The sequence below is a fragment of the Halomicrobium zhouii genome, assembly GCF_900114435.1.
GTDB lineage: Archaea > Halobacteriota > Halobacteria > Halobacteriales > Haloarculaceae > Halomicrobium > Halomicrobium zhouii.
The window spans coordinates 234,332-254,705 of sequence record NZ_FOZK01000002.1 but is presented as its reverse complement, the minus strand read 5'-3'; the positions used below and the strand labels follow the sequence as shown (position 1 = coordinate 254,705).

Sequence of the window (20,374 nt, the reverse complement as noted above, 5' to 3'; positions counted from 1 at the left end):
CCGAGGTGTGCCTCGCTTTCGCTCGGCATACCGCCACCAGGAGTCGAACCTGGGCGTGCCTTCGCACACACGGCCCTCAGCCGTGCCCCTTGGGCCACTCGGGCATGGCGGTGCAGTTCCGCGGGAGGGATTCGAACCCTCGAATGCCTACGTAGCGAGTCTTAAGCTCGCCGCCTTCGGCCACTTGGCTACCGCGGAAACGGCGGAAGGGCGATTCGAACGCCCGTGCCCTGTGCGGGCACCGTGGTTCCAGCACGGCCCCTTGGCCAGGCTAGGGGAATCCCGCCGACGGTGAGACTGGGAGTCGAACCCAGAAGCCTCGCGGCTCTCGATTTCGAATCGAGCGCAGTCACCCGTCTGCCTGTCTCACCTCGCTCAGGAAGACTCGCTTCGCTCGTCTTCCGAGCCCCGTCGTCCGAAAATCGAAGATTTTCGGGATGACGAGAGAGCGATAGTATCCGCCGAAACCCTTGAACCTCTAGCGTTCGAAAACTGACGTATGCCGGGCGATCGACGCAAATCTGTTGAACGCCACCTCTCGCCCGACGAGTTAGACGCCGCGATCGATGACGCTCAGGAAGCCGGAAAACCACGCCGTGTGCGGCGCTTGTGCCTGATCAGGAATCTCTACGAAGGCGATTCTTTAAAAGAGGCCGGACGGCGCGTCGGTGTCTCACGACCGACCGCCGGTCGCTGGGCGGATCGTTGGAACGAGGCCGGAATCGGCGGTCTCGACCCTGATTTTGGCGGCGGTCGACCGCCAAAGCTTTCCGACGAACAGCGTGACGAATTGAAATCCGTGCTTGAAGCCGACCAGCCGTGGACCAAGCGCGAGGTCAAAACGCTCATCGAAGAAGCGTTTGGAGTTACCTATTCAGATCGTCACGTTCACCGACTACTCAGTAATTTTGGAATGAACTTCGCCAAACCACGGCCACGAGATCCGGACCGGCCGGACGACGCCGAAGAGCGTCTCTCCGAACGGTTACAGGACGCGATCGACGAACTCCATAACGACGAACCCGTCCCGGACGGCGGCTACGTCGTCGGGTTCCTCGACGAAGCCTGGCCGCAACCGACGGAAAACCGTCAGCGACTCTGGGCCTTCGGCTCGCCGACGATTTGTAAAGAAACGCCGACGGCAACTACCGACGATCCGACGCTCGGGTTTTACGCACTCAACGGTGAGAGTGTCGCCGAATGCAAATCGGACGTCTCCAAAGAATCCGTCGGGGAGTTTTTTCGATCTGATCCGCGAGAAGAACCCTGACCGGCCAATCATTCTGATCTGCGACAACTTTTCGTCTCATTTTGCTGACTATGTCGACAACGTTGCAGATCGGCTCGACATTCGCCGGGTGCGGCTCCCGCGCTACGCTCCCGACTTAAACCCAATCGAGCAGGTCTGGAAAACGTTGAAGCGCGACCTCTCACCGCGTGAAGCGTCAGATCTCGAAACCTGGCACCGTCTCATCGTCGACCGTTTCGAAACCATCGCTGAACGACTCAGCTTCGCCGAATCGTGGATGGACCGCTTCCTCGACGTTCAAAAGTTGTGTCTGTAACTAAAGCTCTCTCGAACCACTTCGCTGTCGCTCAGCGGGACGCCGCAACCCGGATTCGAACCGGGATGCCGAGAGAAACCGGCTACAGCGTAGCAGGCTGTTGGGTTCACCGATACCCAGTCGCGGCTCGATGGGTCGACGAGGATCCCGTGCATCCAAGGCACGGATCGTGGACCGCTGGACCATCGACCCAAAGTTGGTTGTATGTCTATACGTCTGCGTACGCGAGGGGAGCGCAACGATTGCTCGCAGACTCTCCCGTCGCGTGGGGGCGTACTTCGACCGCCGAAGCGGTCGGGAATACCACATCGGACCATGCAGGTTACAGACCCTTCCGGGCCCAGTACTGCCGGAACGGCACGAGCCGAACCGGCAGGATAGTGCCTGCCTCGATGAGTATTCCCGTCGAACGCCGACGCTGGGACTGAGCGAACGCGAAGTGTTCGCTACGGCCGGAAGGCATCGACGCCGTCTTCCGGACTACACCACGTCGGCACGCCAGCACGGCAGTCCCCCGGAGGCTCCAGGGCTTGTGAGCGAACGCGAGGCGTTCGCGAGTCTCGATGGAACTCCGTTCCATCGGTGCGCACAGCCGTCGCTGGTCGTGGATGGCGAATGCGTAGCCGTAGCTCAGAACGCCTCGTTGGCGTCAGGAGCTACGTGTTCGCACGATTCTCACGAGCGAACTGGTCAAACGCCGCGGCCTCCCCTGGCCAGTCAGCCCGTGCCAGAGTGACAGAACTGTGGTTGGGTGAGGTCTGGCGGCGAGCCCGTGTTCCCCAACCCCGGGCGGGTAGTCCGCGTGGGGGCCGAGTTATGCGGGCAGATGTAACCGGACATTGCCGGCCTGGTAGACGTATTCTGATTTGCGACGTTCACCAGACCAGCCGTCGATATCCGGGGACTCCGCGTCCTGGGAACGTAGAAGCTCGCCGAGAACGCGACCCGCGGCTACGGGCAGGGGCAAACTGGCCGTCCGCGGTTTGTGGCGAGCGTTTGTCATCGGAGTCACCTGCTTCGTCGTGTCGAAGACTTCAGTTACACCCCCGGCGGGTGGAATATTAAAATTAGCCAGGGTATGGTACACAAACGCACGACGTTCGTCCTGGGATCCATCGACAACCACGGTATCGGACGGTCCGTCTATTCGTGAGCATCCCGAGTACGGACCAGCGGCACGCGTCGGTCAGTCGTGGACAGTTAACCCATCGGGGGCACGGTAGGGGAGCGTAGTTACCGCGTTCGACATCGAGGCCTGTTTCTCGAGCCGTGTTGCGGCCTCGTCGACGATGTGGTCGTTGACGACGAGCCGGCGATACGGAAGTTCGCCGTCGCGCACGAGGTGTATGAATGCCCGGGACACCACGTGCATCTAGTCCTGTGGATTGAACAGGGCGTACAGGAACTTCGGGCCGACGAGGACCTGGTGGCGGATCCCACCAGGTCGAAAGTGCTCCGCAGTGTCCGTCCCGTTCGGCGTCTCGACTGCCTCAGCCATCTGAATCAGGTCTGGGAGGATGGGTCGTCGGCGAGCGTGAAGGCCTCGTCACTCCCGTGCCATTCGTCGACGAGGTCGTCCTCGGTCCGTGCGTCCGTCGGTGCTGTCTCCGGGCTCGATCCGAGTCGAGTTCGTCGAGGACGGTAAACGCCCGGTCGTTGGGATCGGCCTGCTGCTGGCGTTCGATCCACTCGAGCACGGACTCGTGGCCGGCCTCTTCGAGGGAGAGGCCGTGTTCCTCTGCAAACGTTCGGAACCGTTCGTACTCGTCCTCGCTCAACTCCGTCTGGACGTGCTTGCTCTCGTTGTGACTCATCCGTTCCTCCGTGTCTACCCCGATATAGTATCTCATGCCGCATAGAATATTCCAAAATTCGACGTAATGGAATGGCGGATTCGAGGTGTCCGTTCGTGCTACACAATCTCATCAGGGTTTCCTCTGGTGTCCCACACACGAGGTGCTGCTCACCAGAGGGATCTTCCGTTTCTCACCGACGCCAATTCTCAAATCAGATAATCACTCACCAACCATTTACTTGCGAGATGCAAGTAGATTGGTAGTGAAAGGCAAGTACTGGGAAAACCAAACATCTGAGACTCTACTGGCAACGATTATCAGTGCCAGTGGGTTCCTGCTTCTCTTGTGGTCGATACTCGAACCAGTCGTTCTCTTTACATCTGGCTCTTCGACGATTTTCCAGGCACGGTACATCGTCGGGCACGTTACCATCGTCCCCTCCTGCCTCGGGTTGATCTGGGGCGGCCAGTGGCTCCGAACGAGTGAGATCCCCGTCGAACACCATCGGAGGATCGGTCTGTACTGGATTCTTGGAGGGGTTGGATTTCTCGTCTTCAACATCGGGCTGATGACCTTCTTTCCGACGGACTCTCTCTGGGTCGTGACGAACTGGATCCGGTGGGCCCTGACGTTAGGGCTCGCCGTCGGTCTCGTGCTCGGAATCTCTCACTCCCGTTCTATCTTCACCACCCTGACAGCGGAACGGCAAACGCTCCGCGCAGAACACATGGCAAAACAGCGGGACCTGGTCGACCAGATGAACGGTATCCTGCGCCACGAAGTGCTCAATTCGACGCAGGTTATCGTCGGCAATGCATCGCTATTACGCGAGTCCGACGAGCCGATCGAACCGACCGACGAGCGATTGCAGCGAATTCTTCGACAGGGAGAGGAAGTGACGACCGTCATTCAGGAAGTGCGGTCGTTACTCAGCACCATTCAGGCCGACCGGCAATTAGAACCAGTAAACCTCTCTCAGAGTATTCGAGCTGAAATCGCCAAGACCGAAGAACGACATCCTGGTGTGAGTGTAGCGGCAGATGTGTCGGACGATATCTACATCGAGGCGGACGAGGTATTCGGCCGAATCTTGAGCAATCTCCTCGGAAACGCTGTGCAACACAACAATTTGTCAGGATTAGTGCTTACCGTTGACGCCGAGGTGCGTGACGAGTCTGTACGCGTCGTAATTCAGGACAATGGCGGTGGCATTCCCGAAGACGAACTGGAGACGTTGTTTTCCCGGCCCGATATCGGTGACCATGGGCTCGGTCTCCACCTCGTGAAAGAACTCACACTGAGTTATGGAGGGACGATCGACCTCATAGAGACGGGCGAGGCGGGGACGACGTTCGAGCTTCGGTTTCCCGTTTCGAAGCCCCACCACGAGTGAGGGGAGTCGCAATTTGCCTTCCGAAAACGCAATCCACCTTCTAGTGACGAATTGGGTTGGTGTCGCCGTTTCTCGCATCCCGTACAGTCCTCAGATGTGAACGATGGTGTCTTTCGTGGTCGGCTTCGCGCATTGAAATCGATCACGCGAGACATGCTCGACATGGACGTCTTCGACGAGAATGAGGCACGAACCTACATGATCGAGAAGCTCGAGGCCTGGGTGCACGACGACGCGGAGATCCACGTCCATCGAGCGACCGAGTAGCTATCAGGTCCCATTGATGGCGGCCGTCGTCTGGTGACGCATCGGTGATCGACTACCACACACATTTATGCCAGGAATCGACGTTGTGACAACTGACCCATATGATTGGTGCCCTCCGAAATTTCGTAACAGACCATCCATGGGCTTACGCCCTTCCCGCTGGCCTCGGTTCAGCGGCGTACGTACTGAACAACGCTCCGGAGACAGGGGTACTCGACTACAACATCATCCTCTGGGCAGGACTCATCGGAGGAGTGCTGACGGTCGACGGGAGGAAGATGGCGCACCGGGTGGGGCTTCGAACAGGACTGGTTGCCTCGCTGCCCGTCGTCTGGAACATTGCCACTGTCGGCGCTGTGATTCCCACGTTCGACCAGCCACTGTGGTTCGGAGTGGTTCAGACGGTTCTGCTGCTCGCAGCAGTCACGATTGGAGTATTGCTCGTTGCCCTGGCAGGTGCGTTGAGTGCAGCGCTAGGAAACTGGCTCTCACAGCAGCTCGGTTCGGGACCTGCTTCATCGACAGTCCAGACCTGAGAACGACTGTCTCCTAGTTCCCCGAGACAGGGACGGACGTAGCGAAAGGGGCGTGACGCATTTCCGTGGAATCGGTACCTGGCCACTGGTTGCAGAGTGGAGAAACCGATTCCGACAGACCCAGTATACGACTACAACGAAGTTCATCTGAGCCGTAGGTTTCGGCCGTAGACTTGCTAGAGCCGCCTAACTGGCCCGCTCACCATCTTTCAGCCCTGCTCCGACGACGGCATTGTATCGGCCCCTGAAGGGGTGCGGGGGCGGTCGACTTCCCACATTCCAGCTGAGCACGCGCGATTAGCAGCCGGCCGCAGTGGACACAGAAACCACAGGTTCCACCAGCCGTAAGACGATAGATCGGTGCGCCCGACCTTATTCGTGGCCGTTCGAACGACCACACTCGAACGGTTCGATCGAGATCGTCGCGGATTCGGGCTGATTGGCGACGTCGCTACCCGTTTCGGCCGCGGGACCGAGGTGAACGGTGAAGGTGAGAGAGCCATCCTCGTCGGCCCGGACCATCCTCGGTCGCACGGTCGCAGCGCCGTCGTCTCGATCGATCCGATACTTCTGGCCGGACTCGTAGTCGCCGGGCGTCGTGACGACCGTCTTCCCGCGACCAGTGATCGTCAGCCCGTCCGACGTCACGTCTTCGAGTCTGAGAAATTCCGCGGTTTGCCGGTTTGTGTCCGCCCGGTCGATCTGCCAGTCCCAGATGTCGACGTTCCGCAGTATCGTCTCGTGGGTGAAACCGCTGGGATCGACTGGCTCGCTCGCGAAGACGTCCATCATATCCGGCAGAACCCCCTTGAGGTACGTTTGCCAGTAGGGCCAGTCGTGGACGCCCTCGGGGAAGACGTCGAACGTGTAGTCGATCCCGGTCTCGTCCAGGTTCTCCACGAATGTCAGGAAGTTCTCGTACGCTATCGCTTCGATTTCGGCAGCGGGCCCACTTGCGCCCTCGGCCTTGCCGACTGCCATGTAGAGCCGGAGATTTCGATAGTTCTCGGTCAGCTCGTTCGGATTGAGGCCGCGGACCCTGGTCTCCTGTTCGGACGGGTCGCCATAGGCGTCGACGAACGTCGAGCCAGACGGGAACTGCTCGATCGGGAACGGGCCACCGGAAAACGCGTACACGCCGGCGAACGTGTCGGGATACCGAGCGGCGTACTGCAACGCGCCGGCGCTCCCCATCGAGAGGCCAGCGACGACGCGGCCGCCTCGCTCCGACCGGAGTCGGAATCGGTCCTCCGCCCACGGGATGAGCTGGTGGACGTGGAACGTCTCCCACATCGGCGCGCCAAAGTCACCGTCGTTGTACCAGTCAGTGTACCAGCCGTTTTCACCCCCGTCGGGCATGACGACGACGACGTCCTCGTCGACGTAGTTCTGTACCGGGCCGGGGCCTATCTCGCCGGGGCTAAGGTCCGGGTCGGACCAGGCCGCGGCCGAGTTCCCACCACCGTGGAGCAAGTAAATCGTCGGATACGTCTCGTCTGTCTCGTCGTACCCCTCCGGGAGTAACACCCGGACGTTCGCAGTTTCGAGCGGCGGGTCGACGAGTGGATTCTCGAAGGAGAACTCCAGGAGCCGGTCACTCAACTCGCTCACCCGCTCGACGTTCGTCGGCTCGAGCGACGGGATGTCCGTATCACCTCGCGGTGGAGCAGCCGATCGCGGGTTGCCTGTCGCCGAAGCCGGCGTCTGGGCCAAACCGAACACTCCTGCCGCACTGAGGGCTCCGAGGAACGTTCGCCGAGTAGAAGGCCCGTTCGCTTCGCTTTCGTCACCATTCCCTTGCATGCGATCCACATTTTACAGTCAAATTGCATTAAAGATTGTCCTATTTTGGGACTAACTCGTCAAGTTTGACGTGGTTCGAACGATAGGAAGGAGAAGTTGTTCCATCGAAACGGGGAAAGACGCGTACTTACTATGCGGGCATTTCACACTAAATTTTATCGAATCGTTGGATTCGCTAGAATCGTCGATAGATGGCTGGCTGAGACCATCTATCGGCCAATACTGGTGATACACAAACAGTCACCGACCGTTTCGACGGAGACTTTTAGTTAGCGGTCGAACATATTTGCCAATGAGTACTATCGCCGAGTTCACAGTCCCGTCCGAGGACTTCGCCCTCCACCACGCGTTGACCACCGCACCGGACATGGTCGTCGAGATCGAGCGCGTCGTCGCCACGATGGAAGACAAGATCATGCCGTATTTCTGGGTGAGCGGCGGTGATCAAGCCGACTTTGAGGATGCGTTCCGGAACGATTCCTCGGTCGCGAATACGACACTCGTCGACAGGATCGAAGGCAGCGTCCTCTACCGCGCCGAGTGGACGGAGAACGTCGAGTCGCTCATCTACGCGTACGTGGACATCGGTGCGACGATACTCCAGGCGACGGGGCGAGACGAGCAATGGGAACTCCAGTTGCGGTTCGACAACCGAAAGAAAGTCTCGCAATTCCAGGACTACTGCGAGGAAAACGGCATCCGATTCGAACTCAGCCGCCTGTACGAACAGAAACAGCCGATGGCGAGCGTCCAGTACGGCCTGACGCCGAAGCAACGGGAAACGCTCGTTACGGCACTCGATCTGGGCTATTACGACCTTCCCCAGAAGAGTTCGATGAGTGACGTGGCGACCGAACTGGGGATATCCCAGCAAGCGGTTTCAAAACGATTGCATAATGGACACAAAGGCCTGATTACGAACGCGCTGACGGTGAGTCATCCCGACGACGAATAACTGAGCCAATCCATAGTTGGGTGGTGCATACAACCCTGTGAAACTTGCTGAAAGAACCGATAGGATCGATGATGACTACTTCCCGACAGACGCAAGAGCAAATCTCTATGCTGTACGAGTGTCTCTCGCATTCACGGCGCCGCTCCATCCTCCGTTGTCTGCGAGACACAGAGAAACCGCTGGCACTCGCTGATCTGGCCGCGGACGTTGCCCACCTGGAAATGGAGGCTCCAAAATCCGAAGTCGATCCCGAGGAGGTGAAGAAGATCCACCTGACGTTGTATCACAACCACGTTCCGAAACTGGAAGAGTTCGGCCTCGTCCAGTACGACCCGCGAAACGAGACAGTGAACCTTTCAGAGTCCTTCGACGCGGTCGGGTTCACAGATAGCTCGGAACTCTTCCCGACAGAAGCATGACTGTGATCGATACCTCCACTGACGTGCCGCATGCTGACCCACCCTCGGGCAATGAGGCCATCGCGAGACTCCGCTTGGCGCTCCGCGACTTCCCGTCGGAAGAACTGGACGCGGAAGGCATCGTGAACTGACAGAAAGAGAAACACGTCGAAACAGAGGGGCCGTCGTTTACAGGTCGTCCCACGGCGCGTTTCATCAGCGATTGACATGCTCCTCCGCGTCATCACGGAGGAATCCCGAGCGGTGGGAGTTTCAGGTTCGCAGTCCGATCCCGAATGCTCACTCGATGGATTGCCAGGATTCTGTGAGTATAAAAGCGAAGAAGAAAGCGCATCCACCGAGGAAGAAAAGTATGCTGGGAGGTACCGCGAGCACGATGCTCTCACTGCCGCTCGTGGTAATGGTACCGAACGAGAATTCGTGGTCAAGATAGAGTGTACTGCGTCGAGTTGCCCACTCTATACCGAGACTCACCAGTACCAACAGGAGGATACCACCCACAGATGGACGGGACGAAATGGAAGGCATGCAGACATCTTTCGATGATGAAATTGTAAGCTTTTCTCGGCCTCGGAAGGATACTGGTACGGACGTCATCCACGTTCGAATCGGCAGCATCGGTCGGACTGCAGAGCAAATTCTCGGCACTATCGAGGGAACCTTAGAAGAACAGGCCCTGAAACGTTGTACCCAACGACGAGACTCTAGCTTTTAGTTTGAGGGAAGTCAATAGCTGAATAATACAGGAGATCGAGATGACGTTCGAGCACGGGAGTGACACAGACCAGATCTCGCCGACGTTGCTGATCGCACTCGCCCGGACCAAGTCCAACGAGAACATTCGCCTCTATCGTGATCGAAACGGCGTCGCTGGCCTCGCAACGGCCGTCGAGTACGCCCGTGATTACGTTCGTTCGCGGACTTCGGCACGTGTGATGGCCCGTGAGGAAGGCATTCCAGTTCTTGAGGCGGAGACCATCCTCCAGGAACTCCGGGATATTGTGCTGTCTGTCGAACCAGCGCTGTCGGACGAGCCCCACCTCGAAGCGTTCGACGCCGCGGTCGACGAGTCGTCGCTAGAGTGATCGAGGGTGACGAGGTCGCTGTTTCCCACCACTGATCATTACGTGTTTTCGCGACCGTTCTGACGTCAGTTTCTCTCGCCTGCGAAGGGTGCAGGCGAGCCTGCACTGGCATCGCCCGAAACTCCGTATGACGACTGACCTCGACGACGAGCAGTTCGAACAGGTTGCACAGTCACTCGAACACTGGCTCGCCGCCCAGGCAGCGGACGACATTCCCGAACTCGTCCTCGTCGGTCTGCTTCAGGGCTACGCCGACGTGATCGAGACACACGGCTACGTCCCTCGTTCGTGGCGATCCCCTGAATCCTCTCGAATCCTGGAGAGCCGTGACTCCGTCTCTGAAGGTCGACAGTAACGACGCGACGGGAAAGTTGGGCCGCGCAGGCGATGGCAGAGGACTGGAGATGGAATATCGGTATGGACATGCTCAAGGGACGCAGGAACGGTACTCTCGAACGTGAATACGCAGCTCCCGGGGGCGGAAGACGGGGACCGGCTCGTCCTCGGAGCGGTCATCGTCAGCACGTTCTTCATCGGCTTCGGCGGCGGCGTGATCTTCCCGATCTTGCCGAACCTCGGTGCCGTGCTCGGCATCTCTCCGTTTCTCGTCGGTCTCATCTTGAGTGCGAACCGGTTCTCGCGGCTGTTCGCGAACGCGCCGGCCGGGAGCCTCGTGGACAGGTTCGGGACGCGAACACCGTTCGTCGTCGGGATGTTCGTCCAGGGGATCGCCACGTCGGGGTACGTCGTCGCGATGGTCGCGCCGCTCCCCGAAGCGTGGTTCATGGCGGCGCGGCTTCTCTGGGGCGTCGGGAGCGCGCTCGTCTTCGCGACCGCGTACACCATCGCCGACGACATCAGCGACGGTGGCTCGCGAGGGTCGAACATGGGGCTCATCAGGGGTGGCGTCCTCTTCGGGTTCCCGGCGGGCGTCGTCCTCGGCGGGCTCGTCAGCGAACTCTCTGGGAACGTCGTCGCGTTCGTCGTCGCGACCGGATTCGCGTTCTTCGCCAGCGTGGTCGCGTACGCGACCGTGCCCGAGACACACGTCGAGGGCGAGGCGAACCAGTCGGTCAGACCGTGGGACGTCAACACGAGTCTCCCGGCGATCACGGTCGGGATGGTGAACTTCGCGGTCCTGTTCGTCTACGTCGGCGCGCTGTTCGCGACGCTCGTCCTCTTCATCGACCAGAACCAGCTCGGCGTCTTCGGCTTCGATTCCCAGGGCTCCTCGGGCCTGTTCATGGGCATCACGGTCGTCACGGCGGGGCTGTCGATGTACGTCGGTGGCTCCGTCAGCGACCGGACCCAGTCCCGGGTCCCGGTCTTGCTCCTGTTTCTGGCCGTCACGTCGGTCGGGTTCGTCCTGCTCGCGCTCGCGGACTCGGTCGCGACGCTGGCCCTTGCCTGCTTCTGCGTCGGCCTCGGTCAGGGCGGGACCAGCGGACCGCTGATGGCCCTGTTGGGTGACCTCGTCGCCGACGGCGAGATGGGCCGTGCCGTGGGGACGAACAACGTCTTCGGGGACATCGGCGGCGGGTTCGGGCCCATCGTCACACTCCCGGTCGTCGACGTCGTCGGCTTCTGGCCGGTGTATCTCTGCTGTGCGGCCATGCCACTGGTCGCGGCCGCGATTCTCCTGGGCGGGGTCAGGCGAGAGACCGGCCACTTTCTCCCGCGTGTCGGGTCCTGACGCCGTATTCACTGTCGTCACCCAGTGACTTCCCGAGATGGGCGTCCCGGGGACCCTACTTCCTCGATGTCCCGTTCTGGAAGCGACTGCACTGTTTCACCGCTCGCACGTCGGCGGCGTTTTTCTGGCCCCTGACGGGTGCGGGGCCACACGATTCGGGCTTCGCGGATTAACGCATGACTCCACACCCGCTCGACGAACTGTCGGTATCGAATCGCGTCCGCAAACGTGCCCAGTACGAGGCCTTCGAGTTCGAACTGCTGGACTCGGACGTCCGCGTTCGAAACGCCAGCCACGCCGTCCCAGCGGACCACGAGTACCTCGTCACTATCGAGGACGGCCTTCCGGTGGACTGTACCTGTCCTGCCGATGCGAACTACGAGCACGCGTGCAAACACAGAGTCGCAGTCGCTATCCGGCGTTCAGTCCTCGATTTCGCGAATGATGTGCAGTTACTCGCGGATGGCGGGACGCGCCCGCAACGCGGTGAGTCCCCTCTGGAGGAATCCCGACTCGACGACATCGGCGAACCTGCTGACTGCGATTGCGATGCCCTCCCAGACGACTTTCCGTGTTGGGAATGCGTCCGGACAGGAAGACGACCGATGCCGAACCGGAACCGACGAGACTGACAGGAGATTCTTTCCTTCGACGGCCACCTGTTTCAGACTGATCCATAGACGGCGGTCAGTTTCACTTCCACCCCACCCTAGGCTGGCCACTTTTTGGTCCCCTATCGATGGTTCGACTGGTATGCCCGAACACCGATCCACTGCGGTCTCGACGTCGTCCGGACAGTCACGCCGCCATCTCACGACGGTCATCCTGGAGGAACTCCGCGACGGTCGCTGGCGAGCGACACAGACTGGTGTCGACGTCGACGGCGTCGGCGACTCCGCGGCCGAAGCAGCCACCGAGTATTGCGCCAAAATTGCCGCCAGCAACGATGGCGAGTAGACGCAGTCCCGCCTTCGAGTTCCGGTGTTGCTGCTGCCAGCACACCTTCGTGACCAGCGAACCCGGTGCGGCGCCGTGTCCTCGCTGCCAGGCGGTCGGCGGCCACGACCAGCGCGGGCCTCGACCGCGGTGAGCGGCGGGCGTACCACCAGCTGCCATCCACCCTTTCTGGTGTCGTCTCCCGAACTACCAGCCACAGCGAGACCGTGACAGCGCCGCGTGTGTTTTTCTGGCCCCTGATGGGTGCGGGGCCTGTAGACGGGTGCCCGCGATAACGAATGAGTTCGAGAGATATCTACGAACGTGGCTTCGACGAATCGACCGGGGAGACGATAAACAGTGAATCCTCGCGCTCTAGCGCGGAGAGGATGTCAAGCGCTGTCTTCGAAGAGGGGACCGACGGGATTGTCTAACTCGAACTCGACGAGCGAGTCACCATCACTCGCGACGTGGCGTTCCTCGAGGTCCTGGATGACGTCCTCTGCCCGGTGGCGGAACGCGCGGAGTGTCTGGCGGCCGGCGTCGGTGAGTGTGAGGTAGTGTCGCGTGCCCCGTTCTTCGATCTGGATATACGATCGATCGCGTAGCGGTTCGGTGATCCGTGCCTTGAGGACGTTGTAATCGCCTTTCGACGGGCTCTCTGTCCCTTCCAGGAATTCGAATCCGTAGCGCATCCCCTCCTCCAGGAGGGTGCGTTTCTTCGCGGACTTGGCGTCGGTCTCGTGGGCTTCGATGATGGCCAGCGAGGCGACCTGGTCCGGTGTCGGGGAATCGATCTGGTAGGTCGTGAGTTGTGCCGCCCCGTCGTAGCCGGCTGTGAGCGGCTGTTCGGCCCCGACCGATCGTTCCTCGGGGTCGACGACGTAGGACGTGGCGTCCGTCCCCTCGTCCATGCAGGCCATCGTCGCGCCGACGGCCGATCGTTTCGTCCCGCTGGTGACGTTCACCCGGACCTCGTCGCGGGCGTGTCTGTCGGCGATGGTCGTGACGGCTCCCATCACGTCGTACATGTCGAACAGGTCGACCGGACACGTTCGAAGGGTGGGGACCGTCGTCTCCAGTGTTTCGCGGACGTCAGCGTGGTAGTCGGGGTGTGTGACGTCGTCGCGTTCGTGCTCCAGAAGGTAGACGACCTCCGGCGTGTACTCCGCCACCGGTTCGAGTATCCGGTCGACTTCGCGCCAGAGCATCGCGACGTGGACTTCCCGTATCTTCTCCATCTATCGTCGTCATCCTGGTTGGTTACTCACATAACGATTCTGCTCTCGCTCTCAAACATCGATCCAATGTACAGCTCGTCCCATGGTGGCTCCGCTAGTCAGTCTAGTCATCGTAGTCAGTTACTTACCCTCAATTCCCCACCCGGCGAAGCTACTGATGCCGTCGTCCGGTACCACGGACGACTGGCAGGCTGCCCCTCTGACAAGGCAACCAGCTCGTGTGCGCCCCGCTACTGGGCTCGTCCGGCCATCTGGGCCGTCCCGTCCAGTCGGCGTGGCACACACGTAGCGGACAGGGCGACAAGCAGTATCGAGGACGTCCCACACAGTCACCACGGGCGATGCCACGCCGACCGACGAGGAATCGGGCGACGAAGCGACCAGTGACGCCGACGACGCCGGCCCGACAGACGGTCCCCGCTGACGTTCGTGGCCCTCCAATCACGACGTTCGACGACACGGCAGGACTGGTCGACGATATCGCCCTCCTCGAACCGGCGGTCATCGACCCGCTGGTCGAGCCCGCCAGCGTCGTCCAGACGCACGGAGTCCTGGTGCACGAGCCCACCGGAACCGGGAAGTCGTGGCTCGCCACCGCCCTGCTCGGCGAGTTCGTCGCAACCGAGTTCACGCTCGCGACGTTCGATGCGATAGCGCCGAGCCCCGACATCGTCGCGAAGTTTCAGGACAGGCTCGACGGTTCGTGGCGGCGGAAGATGTTCGGACTCTTGCTGCTGGTCCGGTACCTTCGAGAGAACGATAGTGAGACAGTGGTGGAATGCAGGCACTGCGGAACGGGAGTCGACCTCAGCGCTGGACGGTGTTCGACGTGTGGCCACGACGGGATCGCGAGGGACGAGATCGAGTAACACGAGCTGTGTCACTGACGACGAATAGCGAATCTCCAGAGCCGAAATCCGGTTCATCGCGAAACTTTGTGTCGTCGACGTGTGTCGAGTACACCCCCATGTTCGGCCTTGTTCAGACGAGCAATACAGTCCGGATCAGGGCGTTCGAAGTAGTGTAATAGTTTCTATATGTATCGAAAATTGTTTGAATTCATATGATATAGTGCGAGTCGGTTTCGTCGTGCACGCGTAACTAGTCCACTTCACGAGGCCGGGAGAAAAGCAGGCCCAGAAAACTTGCACTCGAAGCCCAGAACCGGCGGGCCTGGAAGGGTACGACGGCGACGCTGACTGGGAGGCCGTGTCGATTTGCGAGCGAAAAGACCCTTCTCGATCTGCAGTAACGACGGCACCTGCTCATCCTGTATCGAACGTCGCATATTGCTCGAATTCTCGTTCGAGGGACGATTCAAATGCCCAATTTCGGGGCCGTGAGTACGCACCAGCAGATGTTCGAGATGCCACGATAGCCCGAGATCATCCGGCTGGCGACGGAGCTACACAGTAGCCGGGGAATTCTGGCGATTGATGCGACCGAAGGGGCCGCAGTGTGGCGAGCCGCAACTGTCTCACCCGGACGAGTTACACGTCCAGAGTCGTGGATAGGACTGCGAGAATCGACCAGGCGATTGGTTCAATTTCTTATATACATTGAATCAGTATATGTTTCACAATTCGCCGGTCGAGTGGCGGCTGCTACCGGGAGATCACCACCAGCTGGAGACTGTCGCCACGGCAACACCTTCGGATCGGACGAGTTCCACGACGATCGACCTCCTCTCGCGCCTGAAGACGGATGGATGTGCTACCGGTCCGTCTCGTGGTACCACAGGAATAACAGGGTTACTGTTGTTATATTAGCTGCTGTCCCAGGAGGTACTGTCCGTGGACTCGACCGTGCCAGCTTCGTCCCCCGCTGGGAACGTCTGCAAACTCCGGCTGTTTCCAGGCAAAACCTATGTGAGTACTGGTGTAGTAACAACGCAGTCGTCAAGAGTTGTGCCTGAAGCGCTGATACGCGAACCGATCAGGGTCGTGTAACCTGAATTATGGTATGGCAGTGGTTGTTGCAATATCGTTCTAAGTCAGTGAACGAGCGAGTCATTCACTGAGCGAAAGTCGATTCGAAACCGTCCCTGCCGCATTGCGGACGAGTTTCTCGAAATCGGATTCCACGCGCTTGTTTCCACCATCTGACTCCCGTTGCCAGAGGCCGATCGCGCCAACTGGACGGCCGTCTTCGACAGTAATTGGCGCAGCCATGGCTGCCATTTCCGAATCGTCGGACTGGACGACGATACCGCGTTGTTGGATCCGGTCTAGCTGGTCCCTGAGATCCATCGCTTCCGCGTCTGCCAGTGACAGTGCAGACATGGCTTCTTCCTGCCTGTCTGGGGAATACTGGGAGAGGATGGCGAGTCCAGTGGTGAGTTCGTCGAGCGGCGCGCGGCGCCCCTCCACTGGTTTCTTCGCCGCTTTTCCACTCTGTGAGGCGGTGTGGAGATAGACGCCGTCGAACCCCTCTGGGACGACGAGCGTCGCCGTCGTCCCGGTGTTGTTTGCGAGCTGGGCGACGGGATGCCGGCTCACCCGGTAGATACGCTCGTTCCATTTTGCTGCCGTCGCGAACTCCAGGAACCGGAGTCCGAGCTCGTAGCGGCCGTTGCGCTCACAGACGAAGTTGGCCGCTTCCAGCGTCTTGAGGTGTTTGTGGACGTTCCCCTTCGAGCCGTCCACGGCGTCCGCGAGTTCCGTAACGCCAGCAGACTCGAGGTTGGCGAGCGATTCGAGTATCTCGACGGCGGTTTCGGTCGCCATGACCCGATTCGATGGCATACTGGCGGATTAGCCGCTGTCTGGATAAACGTTTGCAATGAGTGAACGAGGTAGGATCGGTGGCTGCTTCCCGGCACTCACGGGGAGTTTTTATCAGTCCAGGTGTTTCCCCCCGTATGAACGACGACGAACTCACGGCGGTGCTTTCTCGGGCGGGGTTCTCGGAATACGAAGCCGAAGCGTATCTGGGGCTGCTCCGGCTGCACGATGCGTCGGTCGGGGATCTTACGGACATATGCTCCGTCCCGAGGGCCCGGTTGTACGACGTACTCAGAGACCTGGCTGCCGATGGGTACGTCGAGACGTACGAGCAGGATACGCTTCGCGCACGTATCCCCAACGTCGACCGGGCCGTCGAGGAGCTCCGGGAGTGGGCAGACGGGTTCGAAAATGCGGCGGACGAACTCGAGGACGTGTGGGACCGGCCGAGCATCGAACACACCGATATCAGCGTCTTCCAGACGCAGAAGGGCACGATCGAGAAAGCCATCGATTACGTCAGTGAAGCGAACCACGTCGTGCAGATCTGTGCGTCGCCCGCTGAACTCGTCGAAATGGAAGCGGTACTCGGTACCATTCACGAACGAGGAGTGACGGTTCGCATCGCCCTGAATTTCGACCCGGCCGATAGCACGACGGAGGACCTCCCCGACATGTTCTCTCGTGTCGCCACGGAGGCTCGTCGGTGCGAAGCGAACGGACCGTTCGTCGCCCTCATCGACGGGTCCATCGCCGTCCTCGCCATCGACAACGAGTTAGACGGCGAGTACGGGCTGGTCGTCGATGACAACACCCTCACGTCGTTTCTCCACTGGTTCTTTCAGCTCCAGCTGTGGGAACCGTGGGACACACTCTACTCTGAGTCGGTCGGTCACCCGGAAACGTACGTCTCGGTCCGGCAGCTCATCCGCGACCTCGAGATGCTCCACACCGAGGACGAAACAGTGAGAGTGCGAGTCAACGGCGTCGACCTGCGGAGCCACGAGATGGTCGAAGTGGAGGGCGAAGTAGTCGACGTCATCTACACGGACGTCTACCCGACGAGAGACACGACCTTCGCCCAACAGTTCATCCAGGCCGCACTGCGAATTCGGACCGGCGACGGCGAGTACACCGTCGGTGGGTATGGCGCAGTCGTCGAAGACATTCGAGCGATCGAAATCGACGTAATCGGCATCGAGTGAAGCGGCGTTCGAGTGACGGGACACGAAGCAGAACCGGGAATGGAAGAAGACCGCAGTCGGGTGGTGGGTGTCGGAACGGTCACTCCGCAGGCGCCGTCGCCGAGGGAATCGAGCCCTCTCTGCGAAGGACACGACGGCCAGTCTCCTGGTCGAACAGGTGGAGGTGCTCTTCTGGAAGCCCCAGCCCAACGTGCGCACCGGCTTCGACCATCTCGTTACCAGGGACTCTGACAGTCCACTCCGTGTCCTCGTTGACGAGGTAGAGGTAGTTGTCGCTCCCCTCGTGTTCGAGGACGTCCAGCTGGACCTCGATCGTGTTGGGACCGTCGTCGGCCAGGACGACGTGTTCGGGCCTGATACCGAGGACGAGGTCGCTGGCGTCCCGGTTCTGGTCGACTCTGTCGAGAAACGCATCTGACACCGTGTATTCGAAGTCGGCACCGACGAGTCGATCCCCATCGAGCGTCACGTCGAAGAAGTTCATCGACGGACTGCCGATGAAGTCCGCGACGAACCTGTTACTGGGGGAGGCGTACACCTCCGCTGGAGTCCCGACCTGCTGGATCTCACCCTCGTCGAGAATCACGATCCGGTCGCTCATGGTCATCGCTTCGGACTGGTCGTGAGTCACGTAGATCGAAGTGGTGTTCAGGTCTTCCTGGAGCCGCTGGAGTTCCGTGCGCATGTGAAGCCGGAGCTTGGCGTCCAGGTTCGAGAGCGGCTCGTCGAACAGGAACACCTCTGGATCACGGACGATCGCCCGACCAGTCGCCACGCGCTGTTGTTGCCCACCGGAGAGGTTGCCCGGTTTCTTCTCCAGGAGGTCTTCGATCCCCATCATCTCCGCGGTCTCCTCGACGCGGCGGTCGATATCGTCCGTCGAGAGGTCGGTGGTCAATTTGAGACCGTAGGCCATGTTTTTCCGGACGCTCATGTGTGGATAGAGGGCATATTCCTGAAAGACCATCGCGACGCCGCGGTACTGGGGTGGTACATCGTTGATCGTCTTGCCGTCGATCGAAATCGTCCCGTCCGTAATCGATTCCAGCCCCGCTAGCATGCGCAACAGCGTCGACTTCCCCGATCCCGACGGACCGACGATCGTGACGAATTCACCGTCGTCGACGGACAACGACACCCCATCGACCGCGACGATACTCCCTTCTTCCGAGTCGTACATCTTTCGTACCTCGTTGATGTCGATGGTACCCATATCTAGTGCGCATCCTCTTATCCTATTTTAACGTTGTGTAGATCTATGTCACACAGTGGTGATCTCCACCCAGAACGACTATTGCAACGATCTAAGATGCGGAATGTTTATATATGACATACAAAGAGTGTTAGTCATGCCCCTAGAGGGAACCACTAGCAAACGTAGTCGTCGAAACGTCATCAAAGGACTCGGTGTCGCGGGTATCGCTGGCCTCGCAGGATGTAGCGGGGACGGTGGTGGCGATGGATCTGGCGGGTCTGGCGGCGAAACCAACGGCGATGCCACGAAGACGACCGCGGCAAGCGACGTCGAGATTACGTTCTGGGAATCGTTCGGCGGGACCGAAGCCTCCGAACTGAAGACGCTGATTTCGGAGTTCGAGGACGAGAACCCGAACATCACCGTGAACACCCAGTCGGTGCCCTTCGGTGAGGTGACGACGAAGCTCACGACGGCCGCAGCGTCGGGTAACGCGCCCCACGTCGCGTCCTACTGGATGTCGTTCTCGTCGTACTTCAACTCGGAAGGAATCCTCGACCCGATCGACGACTACCTCCAGGACGGACTCGATCCGTACTACGACATCGTCGAGCCCGCTGCCACGGCGGGCGGGAACACTGTTGCACTCCCCATCGACATCCACGGGATGATGCTCGCGACCAACAACACCGTTCTCGAAGAAGCGGGGGCGCCGGCGGCGCCGTCGACTCCCGACGAGCTTGCAGAGGCCGCGAACGCCGTGAAAGAAAACACCGACAAGCGGCCCTTCTTCCTGCAGACCTACGACAACCTGTACGAGGGATTCCGCGTCTACTTCTCTCTCGTGAAACAGCAGGGTGGAAACATGTTCGAGAACGGGGATCCGAGCACCGGGAACCCAGTATTCCACGAGACGGATGCCGGGCTCGCGGCGGCCAAGTTCTACGATTCCGTGACGGGCGAGCAGGGCTGGGACGACACGGACGACCTCTCGGACACGGACGTCCGGATTAACGAGTTCAAGAACGACCAGGCTGCGATGGGATTCATGGGGAACTGGATGGCCAACCGCCTCCAGAACGACAACAACGAGTTCATCGACGGGCTCGACTTCACGTACCACCCACCGTGGGCCTTCGCCGGCGGAACGAAGGAGACGTTCTGTGAGAGCAACGGGTTCTTCTTCCCGTCGAATCCGAGCCACACGAACGCCGAGAAGAAGGCCCGGGTCAAGTTCGTCGAGTACATCACCCAGAACAACCCAGTCTGGGCGACGAAGGCCGGCCATCTGCCCCCGACGCCGAAGGTGGCCGAGTCGGACGAAGTGACGAGTCACCCGATCTACGACGAGTACGGGATCGTCGAGACGCTGGCCGACATGGCGGCGAACGACCAGCTTCGATACCAGCCGCGGGCCGACATCAACCTGTACGCCCCGGAGATCGGCGGTTCGCTGTCGAGTATCTACGCGCAAAACGTGGAACCCCAGGAGGGGATCACCAAGTCCGCGACGGCGATCCGCGACCGGATGAACTAAGAATACGGACACACAGTATTGACCA

General features: G+C 60.1%; 22 protein-coding genes and 5 tRNA genes. 15 read left to right on the top strand and 12 right to left on the bottom strand.

Annotated features, from left to right (window positions below; genetic code table 11):
- Positions 1-28: 28 nt before the first annotated feature.
- The 4 genes from BM337_RS08675 to BM337_RS21070 form a co-directional block, all read right to left on the bottom strand.
- A tRNA-Leu gene (locus BM337_RS08675) sits at positions 29-112 on the bottom strand.
- A 4-nt stretch (positions 113-116) separates the two neighbouring features.
- Positions 117-198, bottom strand: a tRNA-Leu gene (locus BM337_RS08670).
- Positions 199-200: 2 nt separating this feature from the next.
- Positions 201-287, bottom strand: a tRNA-Ser gene (locus tag BM337_RS08665).
- Positions 288-289: 2 nt separating this feature from the next.
- Positions 290-371 (bottom strand) — tRNA-Ser (locus BM337_RS21070).
- 128 nt (positions 372-499) lie between these two features.
- Here BM337_RS21070 and BM337_RS08660 point away from each other — a divergent pair.
- Together BM337_RS08660 and BM337_RS21875 are read left to right on the top strand one after the other, a co-directional pair.
- Positions 500-1,270, top strand: a complete 771-nt coding sequence (locus BM337_RS08660; protein WP_089816030.1) for an IS630 family transposase — start codon at positions 500-502, stop codon at positions 1,268-1,270.
- Positions 1,185-1,565: a transposase gene (locus BM337_RS21875; RefSeq protein ID WP_394327763.1), complete on the top strand. Its 381-nt coding sequence runs from the start codon at positions 1,185-1,187 to the stop codon at positions 1,563-1,565. Before BM337_RS08660 ends, BM337_RS21875 begins: the two co-directional genes overlap by 86 nt.
- 40 nt (positions 1,566-1,605) lie before the next feature.
- Here the strand turns inward: BM337_RS21875 and BM337_RS21065 are convergent.
- The 4 genes from BM337_RS21065 to BM337_RS08640 form a co-directional block, all read right to left on the bottom strand.
- Positions 1,606-1,692, bottom strand: a tRNA-Ser gene (locus BM337_RS21065).
- Positions 1,693-2,751: 1,059 nt separating this feature from the next.
- The gene (locus tag BM337_RS08645) at positions 2,752-2,928 is read right to left on the bottom strand and encodes a hypothetical protein (RefSeq protein WP_177227331.1); all 177 of its coding nucleotides are present in this window, start codon (positions 2,926-2,928) and stop codon (positions 2,752-2,754) included.
- Between the two features lie 9 nt (positions 2,929-2,937).
- Entirely contained in the window at positions 2,938-3,063 is a 126-nt protein-coding gene (locus tag BM337_RS21735) for a hypothetical protein (RefSeq protein ID WP_281244893.1), read from the bottom strand.
- Complete coding sequence (locus BM337_RS08640) at positions 3,056-3,379, bottom strand: hypothetical protein (protein WP_245778629.1); 324 nt, start codon at positions 3,377-3,379, stop codon at positions 3,056-3,058. Before BM337_RS08640 ends, BM337_RS21735 begins: the two co-directional genes overlap by 8 nt.
- Before the next feature lie 244 nt (positions 3,380-3,623).
- On the opposite strand from BM337_RS08640, the gene BM337_RS08635 reads away from it, so the two are divergent.
- The 3 genes from BM337_RS08635 (at position 3,624) to BM337_RS08630 (ending at position 5,557) form a co-directional block, all read left to right on the top strand.
- A complete protein-coding gene (locus BM337_RS08635) occupies positions 3,624-4,754 on the top strand; it encodes a sensor histidine kinase (RefSeq protein WP_089816021.1) in 1,131 nt (376 codons plus the stop codon).
- Between the two features lie 96 nt (positions 4,755-4,850).
- On the top strand, positions 4,851-5,021 hold the full coding sequence (locus BM337_RS21825; protein WP_342713960.1) for a DUF6735 family protein: 171 nt from the start codon (positions 4,851-4,853) through the stop codon (positions 5,019-5,021).
- 101 nt (positions 5,022-5,122) lie between these two features.
- Positions 5,123-5,557, top strand: coding sequence for a DUF5518 domain-containing protein (locus BM337_RS08630; protein WP_089816019.1), 435 nt, complete (start codon positions 5,123-5,125; stop codon positions 5,555-5,557).
- 372 nt (positions 5,558-5,929) lie between these two features.
- Here BM337_RS08630 and BM337_RS08625 read toward each other — a convergent pair whose 3' ends face one another.
- Positions 5,930-7,168: an alpha/beta hydrolase gene (locus tag BM337_RS08625; RefSeq protein WP_177227366.1), complete on the bottom strand. Its 1,239-nt coding sequence runs from the start codon at positions 7,166-7,168 to the stop codon at positions 5,930-5,932.
- 484 nt (positions 7,169-7,652) lie between these two features.
- Between BM337_RS08625 and BM337_RS08620 the strand changes: the two genes are divergently transcribed.
- The 7 genes from BM337_RS08620 to BM337_RS08590 all read left to right on the top strand — a co-directional run bounded on the left by BM337_RS08620 (position 7,653) and on the right by BM337_RS08590 (position 12,469).
- Positions 7,653-8,315: a helix-turn-helix domain-containing protein gene (locus tag BM337_RS08620; RefSeq protein ID WP_089816015.1), complete on the top strand. Its 663-nt coding sequence runs from the start codon at positions 7,653-7,655 to the stop codon at positions 8,313-8,315.
- A gap of 107 nt (positions 8,316-8,422) precedes the next feature.
- Positions 8,423-8,734 carry a DUF7344 domain-containing protein gene (locus tag BM337_RS20520; RefSeq protein ID WP_143117672.1) on the top strand — a complete coding sequence of 104 codons (312 nt, stop codon included), beginning with the start codon at positions 8,423-8,425 and terminating at the stop codon, positions 8,732-8,734.
- A 755-nt stretch (positions 8,735-9,489) separates the two neighbouring features.
- A complete protein-coding gene (locus tag BM337_RS08610; protein ID WP_089816010.1) occupies positions 9,490-9,819 on the top strand; it encodes a DUF7437 domain-containing protein in 330 nt (109 codons plus the stop codon).
- Positions 9,820-9,946: 127 nt separating this feature from the next.
- Entirely contained in the window at positions 9,947-10,174 is a 228-nt protein-coding gene (locus BM337_RS08605) for a hypothetical protein (RefSeq protein ID WP_089817151.1), read from the top strand.
- Positions 10,175-10,276: 102 nt separating this feature from the next.
- Entirely contained in the window at positions 10,277-11,512 is a 1,236-nt protein-coding gene (locus BM337_RS08600) for an MFS transporter (RefSeq protein WP_089816007.1), read from the top strand.
- Between the two features lie 176 nt (positions 11,513-11,688).
- Positions 11,689-12,144, top strand: a complete 456-nt coding sequence (locus BM337_RS08595) for an SWIM zinc finger family protein (protein ID WP_089816005.1) — start codon at positions 11,689-11,691, stop codon at positions 12,142-12,144.
- A 121-nt stretch (positions 12,145-12,265) separates the two neighbouring features.
- Positions 12,266-12,469 carry a hypothetical protein gene (locus BM337_RS08590; RefSeq protein ID WP_089816004.1) on the top strand — a complete coding sequence of 68 codons (204 nt, stop codon included), beginning with the start codon at positions 12,266-12,268 and terminating at the stop codon, positions 12,467-12,469.
- A 371-nt stretch (positions 12,470-12,840) separates the two neighbouring features.
- Here the strand turns inward: BM337_RS08590 and BM337_RS08585 are convergent, their stop codons facing one another.
- Complete coding sequence (locus BM337_RS08585; protein ID WP_089816002.1) at positions 12,841-13,689, bottom strand: HFX_2341 family transcriptional regulator domain-containing protein; 849 nt, start codon at positions 13,687-13,689, stop codon at positions 12,841-12,843.
- A 383-nt stretch (positions 13,690-14,072) separates the two neighbouring features.
- Here BM337_RS08585 and BM337_RS08580 point away from each other — a divergent pair, with 383 nt between their 5' ends.
- Positions 14,073-14,558 (top strand): ATP-binding protein, encoded by a 486-nt coding sequence (locus BM337_RS08580; protein ID WP_089816000.1) that lies wholly within the window; start codon positions 14,073-14,075, stop codon positions 14,556-14,558.
- A 1,140-nt stretch (positions 14,559-15,698) separates the two neighbouring features.
- On the opposite strand, the gene BM337_RS08575 is transcribed toward BM337_RS08580, so the two are convergent.
- Positions 15,699-16,433, bottom strand: coding sequence for an IclR family transcriptional regulator (locus BM337_RS08575; protein WP_089815998.1), 735 nt, complete (start codon positions 16,431-16,433; stop codon positions 15,699-15,701).
- Positions 16,434-16,549: 116 nt separating this feature from the next.
- On the opposite strand from BM337_RS08575, the gene BM337_RS08570 reads away from it, so the two are divergent.
- Positions 16,550-17,617 (top strand): TrmB family transcriptional regulator, encoded by a 1,068-nt coding sequence (locus BM337_RS08570; protein ID WP_089815995.1) that lies wholly within the window; start codon positions 16,550-16,552, stop codon positions 17,615-17,617.
- A gap of 79 nt (positions 17,618-17,696) precedes the next feature.
- Here BM337_RS08570 and BM337_RS08565 read toward each other — a convergent pair whose 3' ends face one another.
- A complete protein-coding gene (locus BM337_RS08565; RefSeq protein WP_089815993.1) occupies positions 17,697-18,830 on the bottom strand; it encodes an ABC transporter ATP-binding protein in 1,134 nt (377 codons plus the stop codon).
- A gap of 136 nt (positions 18,831-18,966) precedes the next feature.
- On the opposite strand from BM337_RS08565, the gene BM337_RS08560 reads away from it, so the two are divergent.
- Positions 18,967-20,349, top strand: coding sequence for an extracellular solute-binding protein (locus BM337_RS08560; RefSeq protein WP_177227363.1), 1,383 nt, complete (start codon positions 18,967-18,969; stop codon positions 20,347-20,349).
- Positions 20,350-20,374 lie beyond the last annotated feature (25 nt).